The sequence below is a fragment of the Terrimonas rubra genome, from assembly GCF_042686025.1.
Taxonomy (GTDB): domain Bacteria; phylum Bacteroidota; class Bacteroidia; order Chitinophagales; family Chitinophagaceae; genus Terrimonas; species Terrimonas rubra.
The window spans coordinates 627,869-647,414 of sequence record NZ_JBHUOZ010000003.1; the positions used below are offsets into that span (position 1 = coordinate 627,869).

Annotated in this window: 14 protein-coding genes; 11 read left to right on the forward strand and 3 right to left on the reverse strand. The window is 44.1% G+C overall.

What is annotated here, in order from left to right; genetic code table 11:
* Positions 1–65: 65 nt before the first annotated feature.
* Positions 66–995 carry a DMT family transporter gene (locus ACFS6H_RS12070; protein ID WP_386098829.1) on the forward strand — a complete coding sequence of 310 codons (930 nt, stop codon included), beginning with the start codon at positions 66–68 and terminating at the stop codon, positions 993–995.
* Positions 996–1,156: 161 nt separating this feature from the next.
* Here ACFS6H_RS12070 and ACFS6H_RS12075 read toward each other — a convergent pair whose 3' ends face one another.
* Both ACFS6H_RS12075 and ACFS6H_RS12080 read right to left on the reverse strand, forming a co-directional pair.
* Entirely contained in the window at positions 1,157–1,885 is a 729-nt protein-coding gene (locus ACFS6H_RS12075) for a tRNA threonylcarbamoyladenosine dehydratase (RefSeq protein ID WP_386098832.1), read from the reverse strand.
* Entirely contained in the window at positions 1,872–2,570 is a 699-nt protein-coding gene (locus ACFS6H_RS12080; RefSeq protein ID WP_386098835.1) for a TatD family hydrolase, read from the reverse strand. Before ACFS6H_RS12080 ends, ACFS6H_RS12075 begins: the two co-directional genes overlap by 14 nt.
* Positions 2,571–2,644: 74 nt before the next feature.
* On the opposite strand from ACFS6H_RS12080, the gene ACFS6H_RS12085 reads away from it, so the two are divergent.
* Positions 2,645–3,679, forward strand: coding sequence for an LLM class flavin-dependent oxidoreductase (locus ACFS6H_RS12085; protein WP_386098838.1), 1,035 nt, complete (start codon positions 2,645–2,647; stop codon positions 3,677–3,679).
* Between the two features lie 60 nt (positions 3,680–3,739).
* Here ACFS6H_RS12085 and ACFS6H_RS12090 read toward each other — a convergent pair whose 3' ends face one another.
* Complete coding sequence (locus ACFS6H_RS12090; RefSeq protein WP_386098841.1) at positions 3,740–4,720, reverse strand: LytTR family transcriptional regulator DNA-binding domain-containing protein; 981 nt, start codon at positions 4,718–4,720, stop codon at positions 3,740–3,742.
* Between the two features lie 201 nt (positions 4,721–4,921).
* Here ACFS6H_RS12090 and ACFS6H_RS12095 point away from each other — a divergent pair, with 201 nt between their 5' ends.
* The 9 genes from ACFS6H_RS12095 (at position 4,922) to ACFS6H_RS12135 (ending at position 19,371) form a co-directional block, all read left to right on the forward strand.
* Positions 4,922–7,285 carry a TonB-dependent receptor gene (locus ACFS6H_RS12095; RefSeq protein WP_386098844.1) on the forward strand — a complete coding sequence of 788 codons (2,364 nt, stop codon included), beginning with the start codon at positions 4,922–4,924 and terminating at the stop codon, positions 7,283–7,285.
* 739 nt (positions 7,286–8,024) lie between these two features.
* Positions 8,025–11,033: a SusC/RagA family TonB-linked outer membrane protein gene (locus tag ACFS6H_RS12100; protein ID WP_386098847.1), complete on the forward strand. Its 3,009-nt coding sequence runs from the start codon at positions 8,025–8,027 to the stop codon at positions 11,031–11,033.
* An 11-nt stretch (positions 11,034–11,044) separates the two neighbouring features.
* Positions 11,045–12,574, forward strand: a complete 1,530-nt coding sequence (locus ACFS6H_RS12105; RefSeq protein ID WP_386098850.1) for a SusD/RagB family nutrient-binding outer membrane lipoprotein — start codon at positions 11,045–11,047, stop codon at positions 12,572–12,574.
* A gap of 12 nt (positions 12,575–12,586) precedes the next feature.
* On the forward strand, positions 12,587–13,357 hold the full coding sequence (locus ACFS6H_RS12110) for a hypothetical protein (protein WP_386098853.1): 771 nt from the start codon (positions 12,587–12,589) through the stop codon (positions 13,355–13,357).
* Between the two features lie 4 nt (positions 13,358–13,361).
* Positions 13,362–14,990, forward strand: a complete 1,629-nt coding sequence (locus ACFS6H_RS12115; protein WP_386098856.1) for a PKD domain-containing protein — start codon at positions 13,362–13,364, stop codon at positions 14,988–14,990.
* Between the two features lie 53 nt (positions 14,991–15,043).
* Positions 15,044–16,069, forward strand: coding sequence for a glycosyl hydrolase family 18 protein (locus ACFS6H_RS12120; protein WP_386098859.1), 1,026 nt, complete (start codon positions 15,044–15,046; stop codon positions 16,067–16,069).
* A 211-nt stretch (positions 16,070–16,280) separates the two neighbouring features.
* A complete protein-coding gene (locus tag ACFS6H_RS12125) occupies positions 16,281–16,730 on the forward strand; it encodes a hypothetical protein (RefSeq protein ID WP_386098862.1) in 450 nt (149 codons plus the stop codon).
* 112 nt (positions 16,731–16,842) lie between these two features.
* Positions 16,843–17,583 (forward strand): hypothetical protein, encoded by a 741-nt coding sequence (locus tag ACFS6H_RS12130; RefSeq protein WP_386098865.1) that lies wholly within the window; start codon positions 16,843–16,845, stop codon positions 17,581–17,583.
* 156 nt (positions 17,584–17,739) lie between these two features.
* On the forward strand, positions 17,740–19,371 hold the full coding sequence (locus ACFS6H_RS12135; RefSeq protein WP_386098868.1) for a helix-turn-helix domain-containing protein: 1,632 nt from the start codon (positions 17,740–17,742) through the stop codon (positions 19,369–19,371).
* Positions 19,372–19,546 lie beyond the last annotated feature (175 nt).

Consider the following 19,546-nt stretch of genomic DNA (forward strand, 5'->3'; position numbering starts at 1 on the left):
GTACAAAAGGTATATACCTGCTTCATATAACCCTTTAGCTTTGCATTTCAATTTTAAAGCGGGTTATGTTGCAGCGGTTTAAGTTCTCACCATTAGTATTGGGGTTAATTGCCTCCCTCTTCTTTGCGTCCACCTTTGTGGTAAACCGGCTGGTGACGGTAGAAGGCGGGCATTGGATATGGTCGGCGGCATTCCGGTACTACTGGATGGCGGTTATCCTGTTAATTATTGTTGCTGCCCGTAAAGAGTTGGTACCCTTGTTGGCGGTAATGAAAAAAGATTGGGGTAAATGGCTCTTGTGGAGTACGGTAGGCTTTGGTTTATTCTACTCTTTTCTGTGTTATGCCGCTGCCTATGGGCCTTCCTGGCTGGTGGCGGGCACATTTGAGATCACCATTATTGCAGGCATGCTCGTATCACCCCTGCTAGACAGGACACAGTCGGTGAAGACATTGATCTCCAAAGATGCCCTGTTATTCTCAACTGTTATTTTAGCCGGCATTGTGTTGATGCAATACAGCCAGGCACAAAACGTATCGCTCTACTTATTGTTTGTAGGTGTTGTACCGGTAATACTGGCGGCCTTCTTCTATCCGTTAGGCAACAGGGCCATGATGCGCATTACCGGTAATAGCCTGAATGCTTACCAGCGTACATTGGGCATGACACTGGCCAGCCTGCCTTTCTGGATCATCCTGTCAATAGCAGGTGTTAGCCGGGTGGGGCTGCCTTCCTCCGGGCAGGTAATACAAACTTCCATTGTGGCCTTATTTGCAGGGGTTATTGCAACGGTACTATTCTTTACTGCTACAGACAGGGTAAGAAATAATCCCAAACAATTAGCTGCAGTTGAGGCATCGCAGGCAGTGGAAGTAGTGATTGCCTTATTTGCCGAAATGATCTTATTGAAAACCGGTTTACCGGATATCTATGCATTAATTGGTATCAGCCTCGTGATGCTGGGTATTCTTCTGCATAGCAGGCACAGCAAATGAATTATGAATCAGGAATGATAAATTAGGAATTATGAATGATGAGTTATGAATGATAAAACTGTTCCAATGTAAAAAATCATTTATGTAACAATACATATTCCAGTGTTTAATTCATTTGTCAATTCATCATTCATCATTCAAACATTCATAACTCATCATTCTCATCCCTTCTTCATCAGATCCCTTATCACCACCGATGCACAGGTAGCGCCGAATGTAGCGGGCAAATAGGAGATAGTGCCGTACGCCGATTTTTTATAATTACGTCCGTCGGTCAGCATCAATGATTCTTTAATGGGAGGCTCGGGTGAGTAAACGGCCTTAATACCCCTGTAAATACCATGTTTCTTTAAATTCTTACGTACCTGTTGTGCAAAGGGACAGATATTGGTTTTGGAAATATCCACTACCCGCAACATGGTGGGGTCCAGCTTGGCGCCTGCACCCATAGAGCTGATCACGGGTATTTTTTTCTCATAAGCGCCTTTTAAAAAAGTAAGTTTGGGCGTAATGCTGTCTATAGCGTCAATAATATAATCATAAGGATGGGCCAGCAAAATATCCTCTACCGCTTCAGGGTTGATAAACGTTTTAATTACATGCAGGGTCAGTTCCGGGTTAATCGATTTTAAACGTTCGGCCATGATATCGGCTTTAGGCTGGCCATGATTGGTGGCCAGGGCCGGCAATTGCCGGTTGCGGTTGCTGGGGTCCACCACATCACCGTCTACAATGGTCATGGTGCCAATGCCGCCGCGGCAAATAAACTCGGCCGCGTATGAGCCTACACCACCTAATCCTACGATCAGTACATGCGACTTGCTCAGGGCCATTAACTTTTCCTTCCCTATCAATAACTCGGTGCGTGATAACCAGCTAAAATCTTCCATGAAATACCTTATTAAAATTTGCTTCGAGTTGCAAAAGAATCTCTTTTTCGTCAATATTCCTGATTTTGGCCGCAGATTTATACACATCCCTGATGCTGGTATCCGCATCATCCGTTTCCAGGAATAACTGTGTTAACGGCGTAGCTAAAAAGCTCTCTCTTACAGATAAATTGGGCTGTAACAGGTGTTTACCAAAGGATAAATAATGACCTGCCTTTATCACCGGTTCTATGGTGCTTAATTTATTATTAATGCCATGGAAAATAACGGGTACAGTTATTGTTTTTAATAACTGTAATGTTTCGGTAAATGCTTTTACGCAATGTATGACCAGGGGCTTGCGATATTGTTGTGCCAGCAGTATTTGCTGTTTAAATACCTCTTTTTGTAAGTCCCAGTCCGTGTGGGTAATTTTATCCAGGCCGCATTCACCAATGGCCAGTAGTTTATCATCGGTTATAAGCTGTTCCAGTTCCTGTAACTCCTGTTCCCTGGTTTGGGCCGACAGGTACCAGGGGTGGAGACCGGCCGTGTACAGGCCACTAACCTGAGGAGCATTAAAGCGGCTGTACTGGTTATACACCTGTACAACTTCTTGTTCTGTTATATTGTTATGGGTATGTATATTGTAATACATCGTTGCAATGTATTGTTTTTGAGCGGGAATGCAAAAACGGTATCTCATAAAACGGTTCTTATCATACATCAAGAACGCTCTGGTAGCAGGGGTTTACCTTTGTAATATTAAAAGCGACAATTATGGAATTAGGAATAGGTATGTTTGGCGATCTGGCCATTGATGCAAAAACCGGTAAAACGCAGGATGCAAAAAGTAAACTGCATGAAATACTGGAACAGATAAAACTGGCGGATGAAGTGGGACTGGATGTATTTGGTTTGGGCGAACACCATCGTCCTGACTACGCGGTATCGGCGCCTGATATTGTACTGGCTGCTGCTGCAAGTGTTACCAAATACATTAAACTCATGAGCACGGTTACGGTACTCAGTTCGGCCGAGCCGGTGAATGTGTACCAGAATTACTCCACCATCGACCTGCTGTCCAATGGCCGTGCAGAAATTGGTGTGGGCCGCGGCAGTTTTATTGAATCATTCCCTTTGTTCGGGTATAATTTAAAAGACTATGATCAGTTGTTCGAGGAAAAGCTGGACCTGCTTTTACATATCAATAATAAGGAAGTAGTAAACTGGAAAGGTAAACTACGGGCTCCGCTGGTTGACCAGACGGTTTACCCCAGGGCCGTGAACAATGGCAAGTTACCCATATGGATAGCGGTGGGTGGTACGCCTGAGTCGGTACAACGTGCTGCCAGGTTAGGACTGCCTTTAATTGTAGCCATCATCGGCGGCATGCCCAAACAATTTAAACCCCTGATCGATTTTTACAAACAGGAATACAAACGTCATGGTCACGATGAAAGCAAAATGCAGATCGGTATTCATTCGCATAGTTTTGTAAGCGACCAGGAACAGTCCATTGAAGGATACTTTACCAACTATGCTGCTCAAATGGACAGGGTAGGGCAAAGCAGGGGCTGGCCTCCTTATGCCAAATCGCAGTATGATGGCGGCCGTACAAAAGAAGGGGCATTGTTTATTGGCGATCCTTCAGAGGTAACCGATAAAATATTGTATATGCACGAACTGTTTGGTATTACCCGTTTTATCGCTCATATGGATGTGGGTGCGCCTTCGCACAAGGACATGATGAAATCCATTGAGCTTTTTGGTACCAGGGTAGCACCGGTAGTACGCAAGGCCTTAAAAGGATAATAATATACTCCATATATATAACAGAAAGTACAACGGAACAGTGAGGCACTGTTCCGTTTTTTAGTTTTGCACCAGTATATGCTGCTCCTGTGTCAGCAGCCTGTACCCGGCAATATTGGCTCTTGATACCGGTACCGGTTGTTCCATCAGGTCAATGGTTAATTTAAGTCCCTGCGCATTGCCCTCCACTTCTCTTACCCTGGTACTGTTTACCAGCCAGCCCCGGTGGCTGCGGTACATTTGTGGTTGTGCATTTAGCTGTTCAGCAATATTGGTTAATGTATTCCGCAGCAGGGTTGTCTGCAAACGGTCATCACCGGCCCAGAAAATATTCACGTAATTATCCAGGGCCTGCACAGCCAGTAACTGTTGTGGTTGTATGATAAGCCGGTCAGCCTGGTTTTCACCGGTCAGTTCTAATACGGGTTCGGACAGTGGTGTTTCATCTGTGTTTAATATGTCAGCAGTAGCGGTAAAATCCAAACCGGCATAGGCTGGTGCCGGTTCTTGTAGGACAAGTGGCCGCAAAACTTTTACCGGTTCTTTATAAGGAAGCCGGGCTATGCGGGTAAGCTCACTGGCGCTTTCCAGGTTTTTACGTAAATAATAATTATAGGATACCAGTTCGGCAATGGCAATGGGCAGGGTGCCGATCATCACTACCCATTGTAACATGGAGCCGTACCAGCTAAAATCTATTGGCATACCGTAGATCAGCTGTGTAATAAATACATTGAAAAAGGCAATACAGATCATCAGTACCATATTCAGTAATACCTGTTTGCCCAGGGTCCATTTTTCTTCGTTTATCCGCGGACTGATCCATCTGGTAAAAACCAGCCCACCTCCAATAATTACCAGCGCTGTAATTAAGCCATAGCATGCTGCCATAGATAACAGTTTACCTGTTTCTAACAGGTGCAGGTAAAAAGGTTTAAAAAGAAAAAGAAACAAAAAAATGAACAGGCCAAAACCAATGCCCCGCTGTTTATACCAGCTCCAGGTATTCATGGGGAAGGGTTTGGCAATAAGGGCGAACATGAGGCTTTGGGTTTGGTTTAACGAAAAAAGGCGGGGTATGCCCCCTGTATTTTGCCCCAAATCTATACAATCCGGGCATTTTAGCCTTGCCGCTTATCCCATATTGTTATTGGCCACAATTTGCTTGCTGTTCACCCCAAATAAAAAACAGGGCTGTTTGACCGGGTTAATTTTGGTGCTCAAATTTTAAACAAGCGATCTATGTGGATTCATTATGGCCCGCAAAAACTGGCATTAGTGTTAATGATCATACTGGTATTAACAGGCAGGCTGGCAGCACAGCAAACACAAACAGTGAGAGGCACGGTGGTCGATCAGCAATCAAAAAAAGGTATTGCCGCCGTATCCATTCATATAACAGGCACTTACTTATCGGCCATAACCGATAGCTCCGGTAGTTTTAGTATTAACAAAGTACCGGTAGGACGTATTGGCATACAGGCATCACATATCGGGTACGAACCGGCACAGCTTAACAATATGGTGGTGGAGTCGGGCAAGGAAACCTATATAACACTGGAACTGCTGGAAAAACTGGTCGTTACACAGGACGAAATAGTGGTGACCGGCAGGCGCGAAAGCATGGCGGGGCAGCAGATGGCCACGGTAAGTGCCACCGGCTTTAATGCGGAGGATACCCGCCGGTTTGCCGGCAGCCGTAACGATGTGGCCCGCATGGCATCTAATTTTGCAGGGGTGAACAGTGTGAACGACGGACGTAATGATATTATCATCCGCGGTAACTCGCCCCAGGGTTTACTGTGGCGCCTGGAAGGTGTGGATATTCCCAATCCCAATCACTTTGGCAGCCTGGGCGCTACCGGTGGGCCGGTAGGCATGCTTAATAATAATGTGATCGGGCAATCGGTTTTTTATACCGGTGCTTTCCCGGCGCAGTTTGGTAATGCTACTGCGGGAGTGTTTGATCTTTCTTTACGCAAGGGTAACAGCAACCGTCATGAATTTACCGGGCAGGTAGGCTTTAACGGGCTGGAGCTGGGTGCCGAAGGCCCTTTCAGTAAAAACAGTAAAGCTTCTTACCTTATCTATTACCGCTACAGTATTCCCGGCCTCTTAAAATCATTAGGTGTAAATGTGGGTACAGGGGCTGCCGTACCCACTTACCAGGATATTAGTTTTAAAGTGGACCTGCCTACTAAAAAAGCCGGGCAGTTCAGCCTGTTTGGTATTGGGGGCAACAGTAAAATTGATTTTAAAGGCGAGCTGAAAGACACGAGTAATTTTTATAACGACCCCTACAGCAACCTGTACAACAGCACTAAAATGGGGGTGGCTGGTTTAAAGCACACTTACTTCTTTAATAATACCACTTCCTATACCTTCACGCTGGCCGCCACAGGCACTAATGTAACCACCCGGCAGGATTCGCTGGATGCAGACAGGCTGCCCCATAAAAACTACCGGCAAAATGGTAACGAATGGCGCTACATGGCCAGCCTGGTGTTGAATAAAAAAATATCGGCACGCGACCGTTTTACTATTGGCCTTATACTGGATCAGCTGCATTATAGTTATACCGATAGTTTGCGTGATGCCGACCATGGTTTTATACCGGTATTGGAAGAAAAAGATCATACGGAACTACTCAGGGGTTATGCGCAATGGCAGCATCGTTTTTCCAACCGGCTTACTTTAAACACGGGCGTGTATGGTCAATACCTGGCTTTAAACAAAAAGGGGGTGGCCGAAGGACGTGCGGGGTTACGATATGCTTTTACACCAGGGGGTACTGCTACACTGGCTTATGGTACGCACCACCAGATGCAGACACTCATGACCTATTTTCATGAAACACCGGTGAACGGCAGCTTTGTACAAACCAACCGCAACCTGGGTTTTACCCAAAGTAACCATATAGTAGCGGGCTGGGAGCAGGTGTTAAAAGCCAACTGGAAATACAAGCTGGAAGCCTACACACAGTTATTAAACAATATACCGGTGCAAACCCGGCCAACCGACTGGTCTGCTGTAAACCTGGGTGCCGGTTACGAAACCGGTTTGGAGGATAGCCTGGTGAATAAAGGAAAGGGGTACAATTATGGGGCTGAGCTGACCGTTGAAAAACCATTCGCCGGGGGGTATTACTTTTTAAGCACGGTTTCAGTTTTTAATTCAAAATATAAGGGCAGCAATGGGGGACAGCATAATACGGCTTTTAACGGCAACTACGTGGTGAACGCCCTGGGCGGTAAGGAGTGGCAGTTAAAAGGCATACATACTATTGCGGTGGATATGAAGCTGACCGCGGCCGGAGGTAAGCGTTACACGCCTATTAATGAAGCGGCATCAAAACAGGCCAACCGGGTTATTTATTATGAGGACCGGTCGTTTGAACTGCGTACAAAAGCTTATTTCCGTATGGATATTAAACTCACCTACCGCATGAACAGTAAGGGCTATATGCAGGAGTTCTTTATTGATTTTCAGAATGTGACCAATCATAAAAATGTGTTCAACCAGTGGTATGACAGCCGGTCGGCCAGCATACGTACCCAAAACCAGCTGGGTTTCTGGCCCAACTTTAATTACCGGATACAATTTTAATTAAATCTTTCTCTTAAGCTAAGCCTTAACCTTAAACCCAATCCTGGTGGGTGCCTGCGGGCGCCCATCTTTTTTTATGTGGGGCTGTCAGCTGTAGTAACAACGCTGAGCAGCAGTTCCCGCTGTGCGCTGTATTCCGGCACAAACTGCCGGAATGCCGCTTCCATCGGGCAGCCTTTGACCTGCAGTACCCCGAATGGGCAAAAGAGAATGGGGATAAAAAATCGGGGAAAAGCGGAAATCCACGTTTTATATCGTTAACCTACAACTATTAAGGTTTTTGCGGCAAAAGTTATCCACATTTTGCAATTTTGTGCTGTTTTTTGCACGAAATTACCATATTTTTATCCAGTGCTATTAACGATTGTACAATTTTGCTATGGGAAAATGAGATAGTCCTTCTTGAGAATTTTTTCTTCAGGCACAATGTTCATTTTGTTATCGTGGGAGAGGTTATAGATTAGTTGTAACAGGTTGGGTACCGGCAAAAGCCGGTAATTCAATAAAGAATTGATGTATTAGAACCATATTATTCGGGTATACAGGTTATAGGCTCGGGGCAAAGTTTTTTATAATGCTCATTAGTATTACTGCAGCTGAAGGGAGCGTCGCAACCAACCGCCCCTTTGGGGTTGGGGGAATCAGGGTACTACAGCCGGTTACCAAAATAATAAGAACAGCACCAGGTAATTGATAAAGTTTTACACATAACAACTGGCTCACAAAATTTTAATTGTTTATGAAAAGAACCTTACTGGTACTCCTTGTAATGCTTTTTGCAGGTAGTTTGTTACAGGCGCAAAGTGTTACTGTAAGGGGTAAAGTGACCTCGGCTATAGACGGCTTCCCCATAGCGGCAGCAAGCGTACAGGCCGAAGGAACCGCACTTGGCACTTTCACCGATTCCACCGGGCGTTACGAACTCAGAGCAAACAAGGGACAAACCCTCCGTTTTACCGCGGTAGGTATGATACCTGTACTGAAAGTAATTGGCGACACGCTGGAAATTGATGTAGCCATGGATGCCGCCAACGGCGACCTGGGCGAGGTAGTAGTTACCGCCCTGGGTATTGAACGTAATAAAAAGAACCTGACCTACGCAGTACAGACTGTAAAAGGCGATGACCTGCGCTCGGCCAACCAGGGCAACCTGATCAATGCTTTACAGGGCCAGGTAGCCGGTGCACAAATCTCCTCTTCGGGTGGTTCACCGGGTTTACCTTCCGAAATTATTTTACGTGGCTCCACCACTTTATCCGGCGATAATCAGCCACTGATGATCGTGGATGGTATCCGCATTAATAACTCCTCCAGCAACTTTACCGTTAACAGGGCGGCCGATATCAACCCCGAGGATATAGAGGATATCACTATCCTGAAAGGTGCGGCAGCAGCAGCCTTATATGGTATTGACGCCTCCTCGGGCGCCATTATCATTAATACCAAAAAAGGTAAAGCCGGCACCATGAAAATAAGCGGCGGCTATAAAACCTTTATGGAAACCATGGGCCGTTTACCCCGCCAGCAGGGCATTTATACCACCGGTACCGGTGGTGTGTACGATGAGGCATCGGGCAGCTCCTGGGGCCGTAAGTTCCGTTACGACGAAACCATTTATGATAACCTGCAGCGCTTTTTTGAAACCGGCATTACACATGATGTAAATATGAACGTAACCGGTGGTACCGAAAAACTGCAATACTATGTTTCCGGCGGTTACCGTAAAGGAACCGCCATGGTTCCCAATACCGAGCAGGAAAAAATAAACCTGCTGATGAAAGCTACTGCAAAACTCAGCAAAAAAGTGAGTTTAACGGTATCTACCAACTATGTTAAAAATAATATCCAGGAAGGTTTGGGTGGTGCCAGTGCCGGCGGCTGGATCAACAGTATACTTACCTATCCGCGTCGTTATGATATTAAATCATACGAATACCCTAATGGTGAGCCTTTATATGCTTACAAAGAAGAGGAGGATGATGGCCGTAATGCCCGTATTTCACCCATGTGGGGCGTAATGCGTAACCCCAGGAATAATAATGTGGAAAGGTTTATTGTAAATGGTAACCTGGATTATAAACCTTTTGACTGGATGACCTTATCCTATCGCCTGGGCCAGGATTATACCAATTCACAATACAGAACCATCATTACGCCCGGTACACCAAGTGCCGATTATTTCAGGGGGTTCCTGTCTGAATCAAACAGCAAATCCAAATTTATTACCTCCACCTTTAATGCTACCATGCAGAAAAAGTTCTGGAGTGATTTTACTACTTCTTTGATATTAGGAGCTTCCAGCGAGTACTACGAACTGCATAGCATTTCTTATACAGCTGAAAACTTTTTGGTGCCTGATATTCCTTCACCCAATAACGCAGAAAGAGTGGTTACTAGGGAAACCTTACCCCGCCGTCAGCGTTATTCCTATTATGGCGACTTCGGTATTTCCTACAAAAACCTGTTGTCTTTCAATATGACGGGCCGTATAGATAAATCTTCCACACTGCCTGCTCATTCAAGGTCATTTTATTCGGACTCCTATTCCGGAAGTTTTACTTTCAGCGAATTGTTTGACACGAGGAGCTGGACAGGTAAATTACGTGCCAGTTATGCCAGGGTAGGTAAGGATGCGCCTATTTACAAGACCAATACCAATTTAATTCAGTATATCGCTTACGGCGGTGGTTATGTAGTTGATGCTACCGGTGGTAATCCTGATCTTGTTCCGGAAAGAACAAGAGAGCTGGAGATAGGTGCGGAATTGAGTTTCTGGAAACGCCGTGTAAATGTAGACCTGGCTTACTACAAACGTACAACCATCGATATGATCATGACCCCGCGTGTGCCTTTACCGTCGGGTTATGTGATCATGACCTTTAATGCCGGTTCCTTATGGAACAGGGGCTTTGAGGCTTCGGTGAATGTGATACCTGTAAAAACAAAAGATTTTACCTGGAGCGCTACGGTGAATGCCTGGAAAAACATGTCTAAAATGACACAGTTTGCCGGTGATATTGTGACGTTTAAATATACCAATGCCCAGTTGAACGGCGGTAGCGCTGCTACCACCTTAGGTGATCCTGTACTGGGTATTGTGGGTACCGATTACAAACGTACACCGGAAGGGTATGTGATTGTGGATGCCAATGGTTATCCCATTATTGATGGTATAGAAAGAAATATCGGTAACCGCGAACCCAAATTCAATATGGGTATTTTAAACCGCCTGAACTATAAGGATTTCAGTCTTTCTTTTCTGTGGGACTTCCGCTTTGGCGGCGATATCTTAAATGCCAGCCGTCAGCGTATGATGTCGGTAGGTACGGCGTATGATATTGGTGAATGGCGCGATAAAGAATTTGTGTTTAATGGTGTGGTAGCACAACAGGATGGTTCTTATATAAGAAATACAAAACCGGTAGTACTGGACTATACTTATTTTGCCGGTAACTACTACCAGGTGGGTACCAACTTTGTGGAAACCATCAACTGGTCAAGGCTGCGTTTTATTACCCTGGGTTATAACCTGCCAAAAGCATGGGCATCCAGGATCGGTCTGGCCAATGTGGGTCTTGAGTTCTCGGCGCAAAATCCTTTTGTGATCACCAACTATTCCGGTGGCGATCCTGAGGTGAACAGTGCGGGTCCAAATGCCGGTGGTACCGGAGCAAGTACCATGGGGGTGGATAATGGTGCGATACCATTGCCCCGTTCGTTTTCTTTTGGTTTAAATATTTCACTATAACTTATTCTGATATGAGAAGTATTCAACAGTTTTTCATCTTCTTCCTGCTTATTACAGTAACCATTTCCTGTAATAAACTGGATATAAACAGTAACCCGGTACAGCCGGTAACGGTGCCTACGCGTATGCGCCTCCCGGCCATACAGGCCAATATGGCTTACTCTTTATATGCACAGGCAAGGTATGCCAGTTACCATAGTTATTATGTAACTACCCGTGCCGGCCAGAGCAATGCACAAACAGATACCTGGAACTATAACAGTATTACCCGTATGGGTGCCTGGCGCTGGCATTATTTTGATGTGGGCTCCAACATTGCCGGCCCGGCCGGTATGCTGGTAAGGGCAGCAGCCGAAGGCTCTAATAATTACACAGGTGTGGGCAAAATATTATTAGCCCTTAGTTACTTAACTGCTACCGATGTATTTGGCGATATGCCTTATGACCAGGCTTATTCCGGTTCTTTTAATCCTGTATATGATCCCCAGGAAAAAATATATGCCGGTATTGAAAAGCTATTGGAAGAAGGGGTTACCGAATTAAATAAAGTAAGTCCCTCTGCAGCCTCTATGCCTGCCACAGCCGACCTGGTATATGGTGGCGATTATGAAAAATGGAAATCATTTGCAACCGCTATCAAAGCCCGGTTGAAATTACATACGGCTAATTTTACCAATGGTTATACCGAGCTGATCACCATTGTAAATGATGCACTGGCAGGTTTTTCTGATGCCATGTTCTTATATCCCGAATCATCTGCCTCCAGCTGGGAAAAAAACCTGTGGGGACCCACAAGGCCTAACCCTGAATGGCAGTTTGCGGATATCCGTAACGACCTGGTGAATTCCCTGCCAACCGATGTGCTGATGAAAGCCTTAACGGTAAATGCGGCAAGCAATATATACGATCCACGTTTATATAAGCTTACCAAACCCGGAGCCAATAATAAATACCTGGGTGCAAAAATGTCTGAAGGGTTAAGGGATGCGGGCTTACCCAGTGGTACTACTTACCAGGACTTTGCCAGGCTGGACAGTGCCTTCTGGACCAGGGATAATTCACCTTATCCTTATATGATAAAGGAAGAGCTGTATTTTATTAAAGCCGAAGCCTTATTCCATTCCAATGATAAGGATGGTGCTTTAACTGCTTACAGGCAGGGCATTGAACATAATTTAAGACGTTTAGGGGTCGAAGAAGGCCAGATCATCAACTATATGGGTTCAACAAAAGTAGCCCAGGATATTGATCAGCTGACCATTGCCCATATCATGATGCAGAAATGGATAGCCTTATACCTGCAGGGTGAAACCTGGGTGGATATGCGCCGTTATGGTTATAATACCCGTGCATACCCTGACCTGTATTACCCGCGTTTTGCCCTGGCTGAGTGGGGTGGCAGGTATATCCAGCGGTTTACCTACGATCCGCAAACGGAATATATTTATAACCCCAAAGAAATAGCCCGTTTAGGCGCTGCTGCACGTGACTGGGTATTTATGCCTGTTTGGTGGGCTGCCAATTCTACACTTAAAAACTAATGCATTTCAGCTATGAATAGAATACTGTTATATATATGTAGCCTGCTGGTAATAAGTGCGGCCACATCCTGTAAAAAAAATGATCCCATTACGGAGCTGGGAACAACCAACGGGGAATTTGCGGCCACACTCAGGGTGAGCTATAATAATACCCGCCCGGCTATTGATGATACCCTGATTGTGACAGCCTCTGTTTCACAACGGGATGACCGTTTTGATAAAGTGGTGTTTTCGGAAACCGTTTTTGAAACCTTCGGTATTGACCTGCAATTGCTGAAAGGAACGGCTATTAAAACAAAAGAGGAAACCTTCTCTACTTTGCTGATCACCGATACTATTAAAACCAAAACCCCCTGGAAGGAAGTAAAACGTACGCAGCTGGATGACTACTGGGTAACGGTTAGTAATAACTATGTAATAAGAGGCGACTACGAGGTAAAAAAGGCAACCGGTATGTATCCTAACGATGCTACCCTTATTGGTAAACTGCCCGATAATGAGTTTGCCGTTTTAAAAGGTATACTGGCCTACAGCATTACCAAAGATGATTATTTAAGCTTATTTCCCGGAGCCCCGGCCACTCACTTTACTACCAGCGGTACTTATGCTTTAACACCATTGGGTATGGAAAACTTAAGAGCCAACCTTACCAAAGCGGCTTTATTACCCAGTGTAAAAAGTACGGTTAAAATTGGGTTGTATAGCGTTAAAATAGATGTGGATGCTATTACCCCAACCGGTGCTACTACTTCAACAACCAGAACTTTTGATAATAACCTGTAAGATTATGAAAGAGAAAAAAATATTAATACTGTCCTTATTGGTCTTGTTTATATTGGGTTGTTCTAAAAAGGATATTACCAGTATAGGCCAGGAGGGAGAGTATATTGCCAACTTTGATTTCCCGACCTATAAAGTATCGGCGCCTGCAAAAGTGGTTTTAACCAACCGTTCCAAAAATGCCGACAGGTTTTTATGGGAATACAGCGGTGGTCAAACCCTGAACAATAAGGGAGAAATACTGGACGATACCAGTTCGCAAAAAATGTCACCGGATACTTTATTTTATGCACTTCCCGGTACCTATAAGGTAAAACTTACCACCTGGCAGGGCGATGGTAATAAGAAAGAAGTGTCGAAAACCATTGTGATAGAAAAACAGCAACCGCAGATCATTGTGCCGGAGAATATTGGGGTGTTTACAGAAGTAACTTTCTCTGCTAAAGTGTTTCAGTATCCAGGCGGAACAGTAACCTATAACTGGGACCTGGGCGAAGCGGGTACCTCCACACTGGCAGAACCCAAAGCTACTTTTACCACAGAGGGGCCGCACCTGGTTAAACTGACCATTAATGACGGCCAGGAAACATTAAGTACCGAAGTGACCATTGATGTAAAAGGTGAGCTGGCTAAAACATTATATTTTACAGATGCTACTACACGCCGGATCTATCGTTATAAACTAAGGACCATGTCTGCCTCTACAGTAGAATGGATTGGTGTTACTACGGGGTATAATGCATTTGGTTTATCGGTTAGAGGAAATAAACTCTACTTATCCGAAACGGGGCATGGTACAAGGTTCTCTTCTGCTCCATATACGGTGGCTGATGGTGTGCTGAAATCATTTAACCTGGATGGTACCGGTGAAAATATTATCACAAAGCCGGTAGCTACTACGCTGGACTACAGGGATGATCCATGGATGCATACCGTAGACAAGAATGGTAATATCTGGTGGACTACCCGTAACTATGGCTTACGTGTTGTAAACGCATCGGCTACAGAAATTGCTTATCCTGCCTATAATGCCAATCTGAATATCAATGCCACCATTGCCGGTGAGGCCGTTACTACTTATTTCTCATCTGATGTAAAAGAAGTAGGTAATGAGATATGGGTATCATACGCAGGTACTACCGGTAAGGGTATTTATAAATACAGTAATGGCGGTACTTATTTAAGCAAATTCACTACAGCTATTCAAAGCCATGCTATCCGCACTTTTGTGGTGGATAGTGTAAACAAACATATCTACTTTGCTATTAACCGCGATGATGCTGGCAGAACGGTTGGTTTATACCGTTCGGATATTGACGGTTCAAATATCGTAGCGGTGGATATAGCGAATGATATGAAAATAGGAGTAGGCGCTTACAGCAACCAGGGCGCGGCCGGAGAATATATCTATATTACTAATATTGATATAGATGTAGATGAATCGGGTAATGGTTACCTGTACTATGGCTATCGTTCCAATACCGATATCAGTGGTTCGGGCAATCCTGCTACCATCAGTACTACAGCTCCTAACTCGGGTATTAAACGGGTGAAGCTGAAAGGTGGTTATGTTCCTGAATTCTTATTTAAGGGATATGCCCCTTATGGCCTGGCCATTGACCAGGTAAAAAGATAATATTATAAACATTAGTTCCAGTTACATCGTTTACTGACGATAAAATAAAAACTATGATCAAGAACTTTTTTATATACAGCCTGTTATTGGTAACCGTTTTCGCCTCCTGTAAAAAAGATGTGATATGGGTACCCGATGACTACGGTGCTGCTGAGGTTAAAAAGCCGGAAGGCCCTTATGTAGCTGATAAAAGCTTTAAATCGGTAGCCTATTGTTACCACACCAACAGTATCAATACTTTTGATACGGCCAAGCTGGCGTATATCACGCATATTCATTTTGCTTTTTTAAACCCGCAGGAAGGGGGTACCCTGCAAACCCTCACCAATTTTGCCAACTTCGAAAAACTGAAGAACCTGGCCAAGGAAAAGGGTGTGAAAACAGCTATCTCGTTAAGTGGCAGTGAATTGATTTACCGCACTATTGCGGCCAATGAAAAAACGCGTAAGATCTTCATTAAAAATATCGTTGACTTTGCCGTGCGTTATGGTTTGGATGGTATTGACCTGGACTGGGAATATCCACGTGCCAACCATGGCAGTGATATAACCTTCAGCCTGTTCATGCAGGAGTTGTCGGCCGAATTACATTCCTGGCATAAATACCTGAGCATGGCGGTAACAGCCGGTCTGTTTGCCGGGCCTGTAAAAGACGGTATTACACCCGAAGCCATCGCAGCGGTTGACTTTGTAAACCTGATGGCTTATGATGGTATTGGCACCGATGCGGCTAATCCCAATCACCATTCTTCCTATAATATGGCTGAAAGGGTATTGAATATCTGGTTAACAGAAAAAGGTCTGCCTAAGGAAAAAGCCATTTTAGGTGTGCCCCTCTATGGTAAAAACAGCGCCAACACGGCCAGGACTTATGTAACCCTCTTAGCTGATGGTGCCAATGCCAATGATGACCAGTTCACTGTTGGCGGCAGTACTTATTATTATAATGGTATTAATACCATTAAAGCTAAAACAACGCTGGCTAAAACCAGTGGTAATGGTATCATGTTCTGGGAATTTGCACAGGATGCCCGGGGCGCCAACTCGTTGTTAAAAGCAGCTTATGATGCATCGAGGTAGTAAGTACAAATAAATTAATGAAAAAGGTTTGATGAGCTGGTCTTGTCAAACCTTTTTTTCTTTTTACCTGTTAGTTCTTCTACTATCTGCTTTATGAATAAACTATCCTATCTTCATAAATGGCATTTTGAAACATACTTGTATGGAATAAGTCTTCGTTTTATTAACTAAAGTGTGACATAGAAGTAAAAACTGTATCTGTAGAAATAATATGACTAAAATAGAAAGAGCAGCCGTTTATAAGTTCAAAAAGAAAAATAAGTTCTTGATTCATGGTGTGTCAAGTTTAAAAACAGGAGGAGGAATAGCTAGTGAACCATTTATATGGCTTGATGATTCTGCACCTTTTTCTAGAATAGTCGAAGATTTAATGTTTGCATTAAGCAAAACTCAAACTGGTTTACCTATGCCGGGAAGTTGGAGTGAGTTTACGAAAGAATTCTTAAAAAAAATCGGGCTTAAAAGACAAAGAGATTTGAGTAAAGATAGCCTTCGTGTGAGTGTTTTAAATATTAATGGTCTGTTGAATTTTATCCCGATGAAAAATTTAGGAAATGGGGGCTTTGAGAATGTTTCAGGCGACAAAATTATCATTTCAGAAAAGGAAACTGTAGAACAGATATTTTTTTCTTTGGAACAAGCATTTGCGCAAAGTGAGTAAAGTCTGCACTGTTTTTTATTAATGTCCTGAGTTATAAGTAATAACAATTAGAACGGGATGTCTTTATATTTCAGGCATCCTATTTGTTAGGGATAGGCAAAAACCCTTCTATATGAAACCAATAATTTTTGCCCTATTGATAGGCTTATCAATGAACAGCTTTGCGCAGGATGGTACCGATAAAAGAGAGAGAAAATACGATAAAGAAAAAATGAAACAGTTTATGCCGGCTATGACACGTACTGCCGGTGTTAGTTTTCAATCCTTCGACGGGCTTAATGCCAGGGTAGCCGGGCAGCCACAATATGATCCCTTAAAAGATCATGCTTTTACACTCGGGCTGGGCTGGATGAAGGAAATGAACCGGGTGGTATCGGATATGGGCTTTACGGTAGGTAGCAGTCTTACCCGTAAAAGAGATGAACAGAGCAGCACCATCCGCCATATCGGCTTTAACGCCAATATAGGTTACGATATATTGAAAAGTGAAAAAGTAACCCTGTATCCGCTGGTTGGCCTGGGCGCACAACATTACCAGGCTGTTTTTTACCGCGATAATTCTGCGGTTGATTTTGATGATGTACTGGGATCACCCACTGTACGGAACAGTATTGAGCCGGTTAAATTCAACAACCGTTTTTTTGTATACCGTGCCGGTATCGGTGTGGCATTTAAGTCGCCCAAATATCCTTCTAACTCTATTGGCCTGCAGGCAGGTTATACCGGCAGTTTCCGCAAACATGCCTGGAAAAGCAGTGCAGGGCAGTCTTTGGACAATGCGCCCGAGGACAGGATCAGCCAGTTTTATGTAACACTGGTATTGGCCAGCTCGCCCTGGATGATGAAAAAGTAAACATACTGTAAATAGATAAAACAGGCGGCATATATGCCGCCTGTTTTATTGTAATAAGATAACGGGTAATGATTGCTGAAGCCGGGTGCTATCACTTATAAAAAAAGATACCGGGAAATCAGGCAGGAGATTAAACGCATTCTTTATTTTTGCTATATGACTAGCACCAGCATAAGACCTGTCATGGCTTTATTAATGATATGTTTAGGAACCTCATTAGTAAGCTTTGCCCAAAAGAATAGCACACAACAGAAAGGATTTGACAGCATTTATTATTATGTAGCCACCACGCTCTCCGCTACACATATTGATCAGGCCATCCGCCAGGCAGATTCCCTCCTGGTTCAATCTGCAGATAGTTTACAAAAGTTAAGAAGCCTGATGTTACTGGCTACTTTAAAAAAACGTACCGGGCAATCTGCCGATGCATTAGCGCTGGCCATGCAGGGAGAAAAGCTGGCTCATAAAACAGGTAATGATGAATGGCGCTTACGGATCTCCGGGTTCTTATCTACCACCTTTCGTGAGCTGGGCCTGACTACAGAAGGGAAAAAGTATATCGGAATTGCCGAAACCCTGAGTAAAACCAAACTGGATGCACCTTTGATGAAACTCTTCATCCACCAGGAGAAAGCTTATTATGCTATCAACGATCTTCGTTACGGGGACGCTTTGCAGGAAATAACAGCGGCCATGAAACTGGTACCGGCTCCGCTTGGCGCCGGCGCACAACATAGCATACCGGTAGCAACCTGTTATCAACTTGCCGGGTTTTGTTATATAAGATTGGATAGTCTTGTACAGGCCGGTAATTATTTACACCGGGCGCTGGAGTTGCTGGGTGACCAGGAAACCGAGTTAAAAGGCTTTATTTACCATAACCTGGGTGAACTGGCCCTGCGGCAAAAAGCGTATCCTGAAGCAAAGCGTTACCTGGACAGCGCAACAGCATACATCAACACTTCCGGGAACTTTAATTTAAAGTTGTACACCTACAAAACCCTCCAGGATTATTACAGTGCAAAAGGCGAGCATGATAAGGCTTTGCAGTTTCAATCGCAATACACGGAATTGTTACAGCAACAGGCTGCGCTTACAAACCGGGTGTCGGACCAGTTAATTGAAAAATTCGGGAATGAGTTAAAACAAAAAACGACCGATAATTATATACTGTATAGTTTATGTGTGGGGTTGGTCATTATACTGGTCTTGTCCGTACTCTATACTCTTAGGGTCCGGAAAAGGGAAAGGGAGAAATACCTGGCTTATCTCGATAAACTAAATGCGCGGAAACACGTAAATGCCATTCCGTTGTTTGCGGGAATAGTGACGGAGGAAGAACCGGCCTCTTTGGCACAAAAAGCGGAAAAAGAGCCGGAGGTTATGGAGCCGGATACAGAACCACGCAAAGGATTGGTGATACCAAAAGAAACAGAACAACGTTTGCTGCATGGATTGGCCAGGGCGGAGGCCGAACAGCTGTATCTTGGAAAAGATGTAACCCTGCCCTATATCGCCAGTATTTTAAAGACCAATACCAAATACCTGTCAGCTACTATTAATAAACACAAGGAGAAAGACTTTAACGGTTATATCAATGAATGGCGGATCAACTACATTGTGGATAAGCTGAGACAGGATAAAGACTATCAGCAATATAAAATCTCACACCTGGCCGAAGAATGTGGTTTTTCCACACACAGTAAATTTGCCGCTGCGTTTAAACAGGTCACCGGCGTATCACCATCTTCCTTCATTGAAAACCTGAAAAAGGACCAGCGAAAATAAGAATGAAGGATTGTTTATGTTGGTAGTATTATCCATGCAATGCATCATTTAGCTTATTTTATTGCTGCAACAACTTGGCTGCGTTACATTATACCTGGTAATAAGTGTATCAAATGTTTTAAAATATAAATTTGTAATTTATTAATATTTAAATAGTTAGTATTGTTTGCTGCCC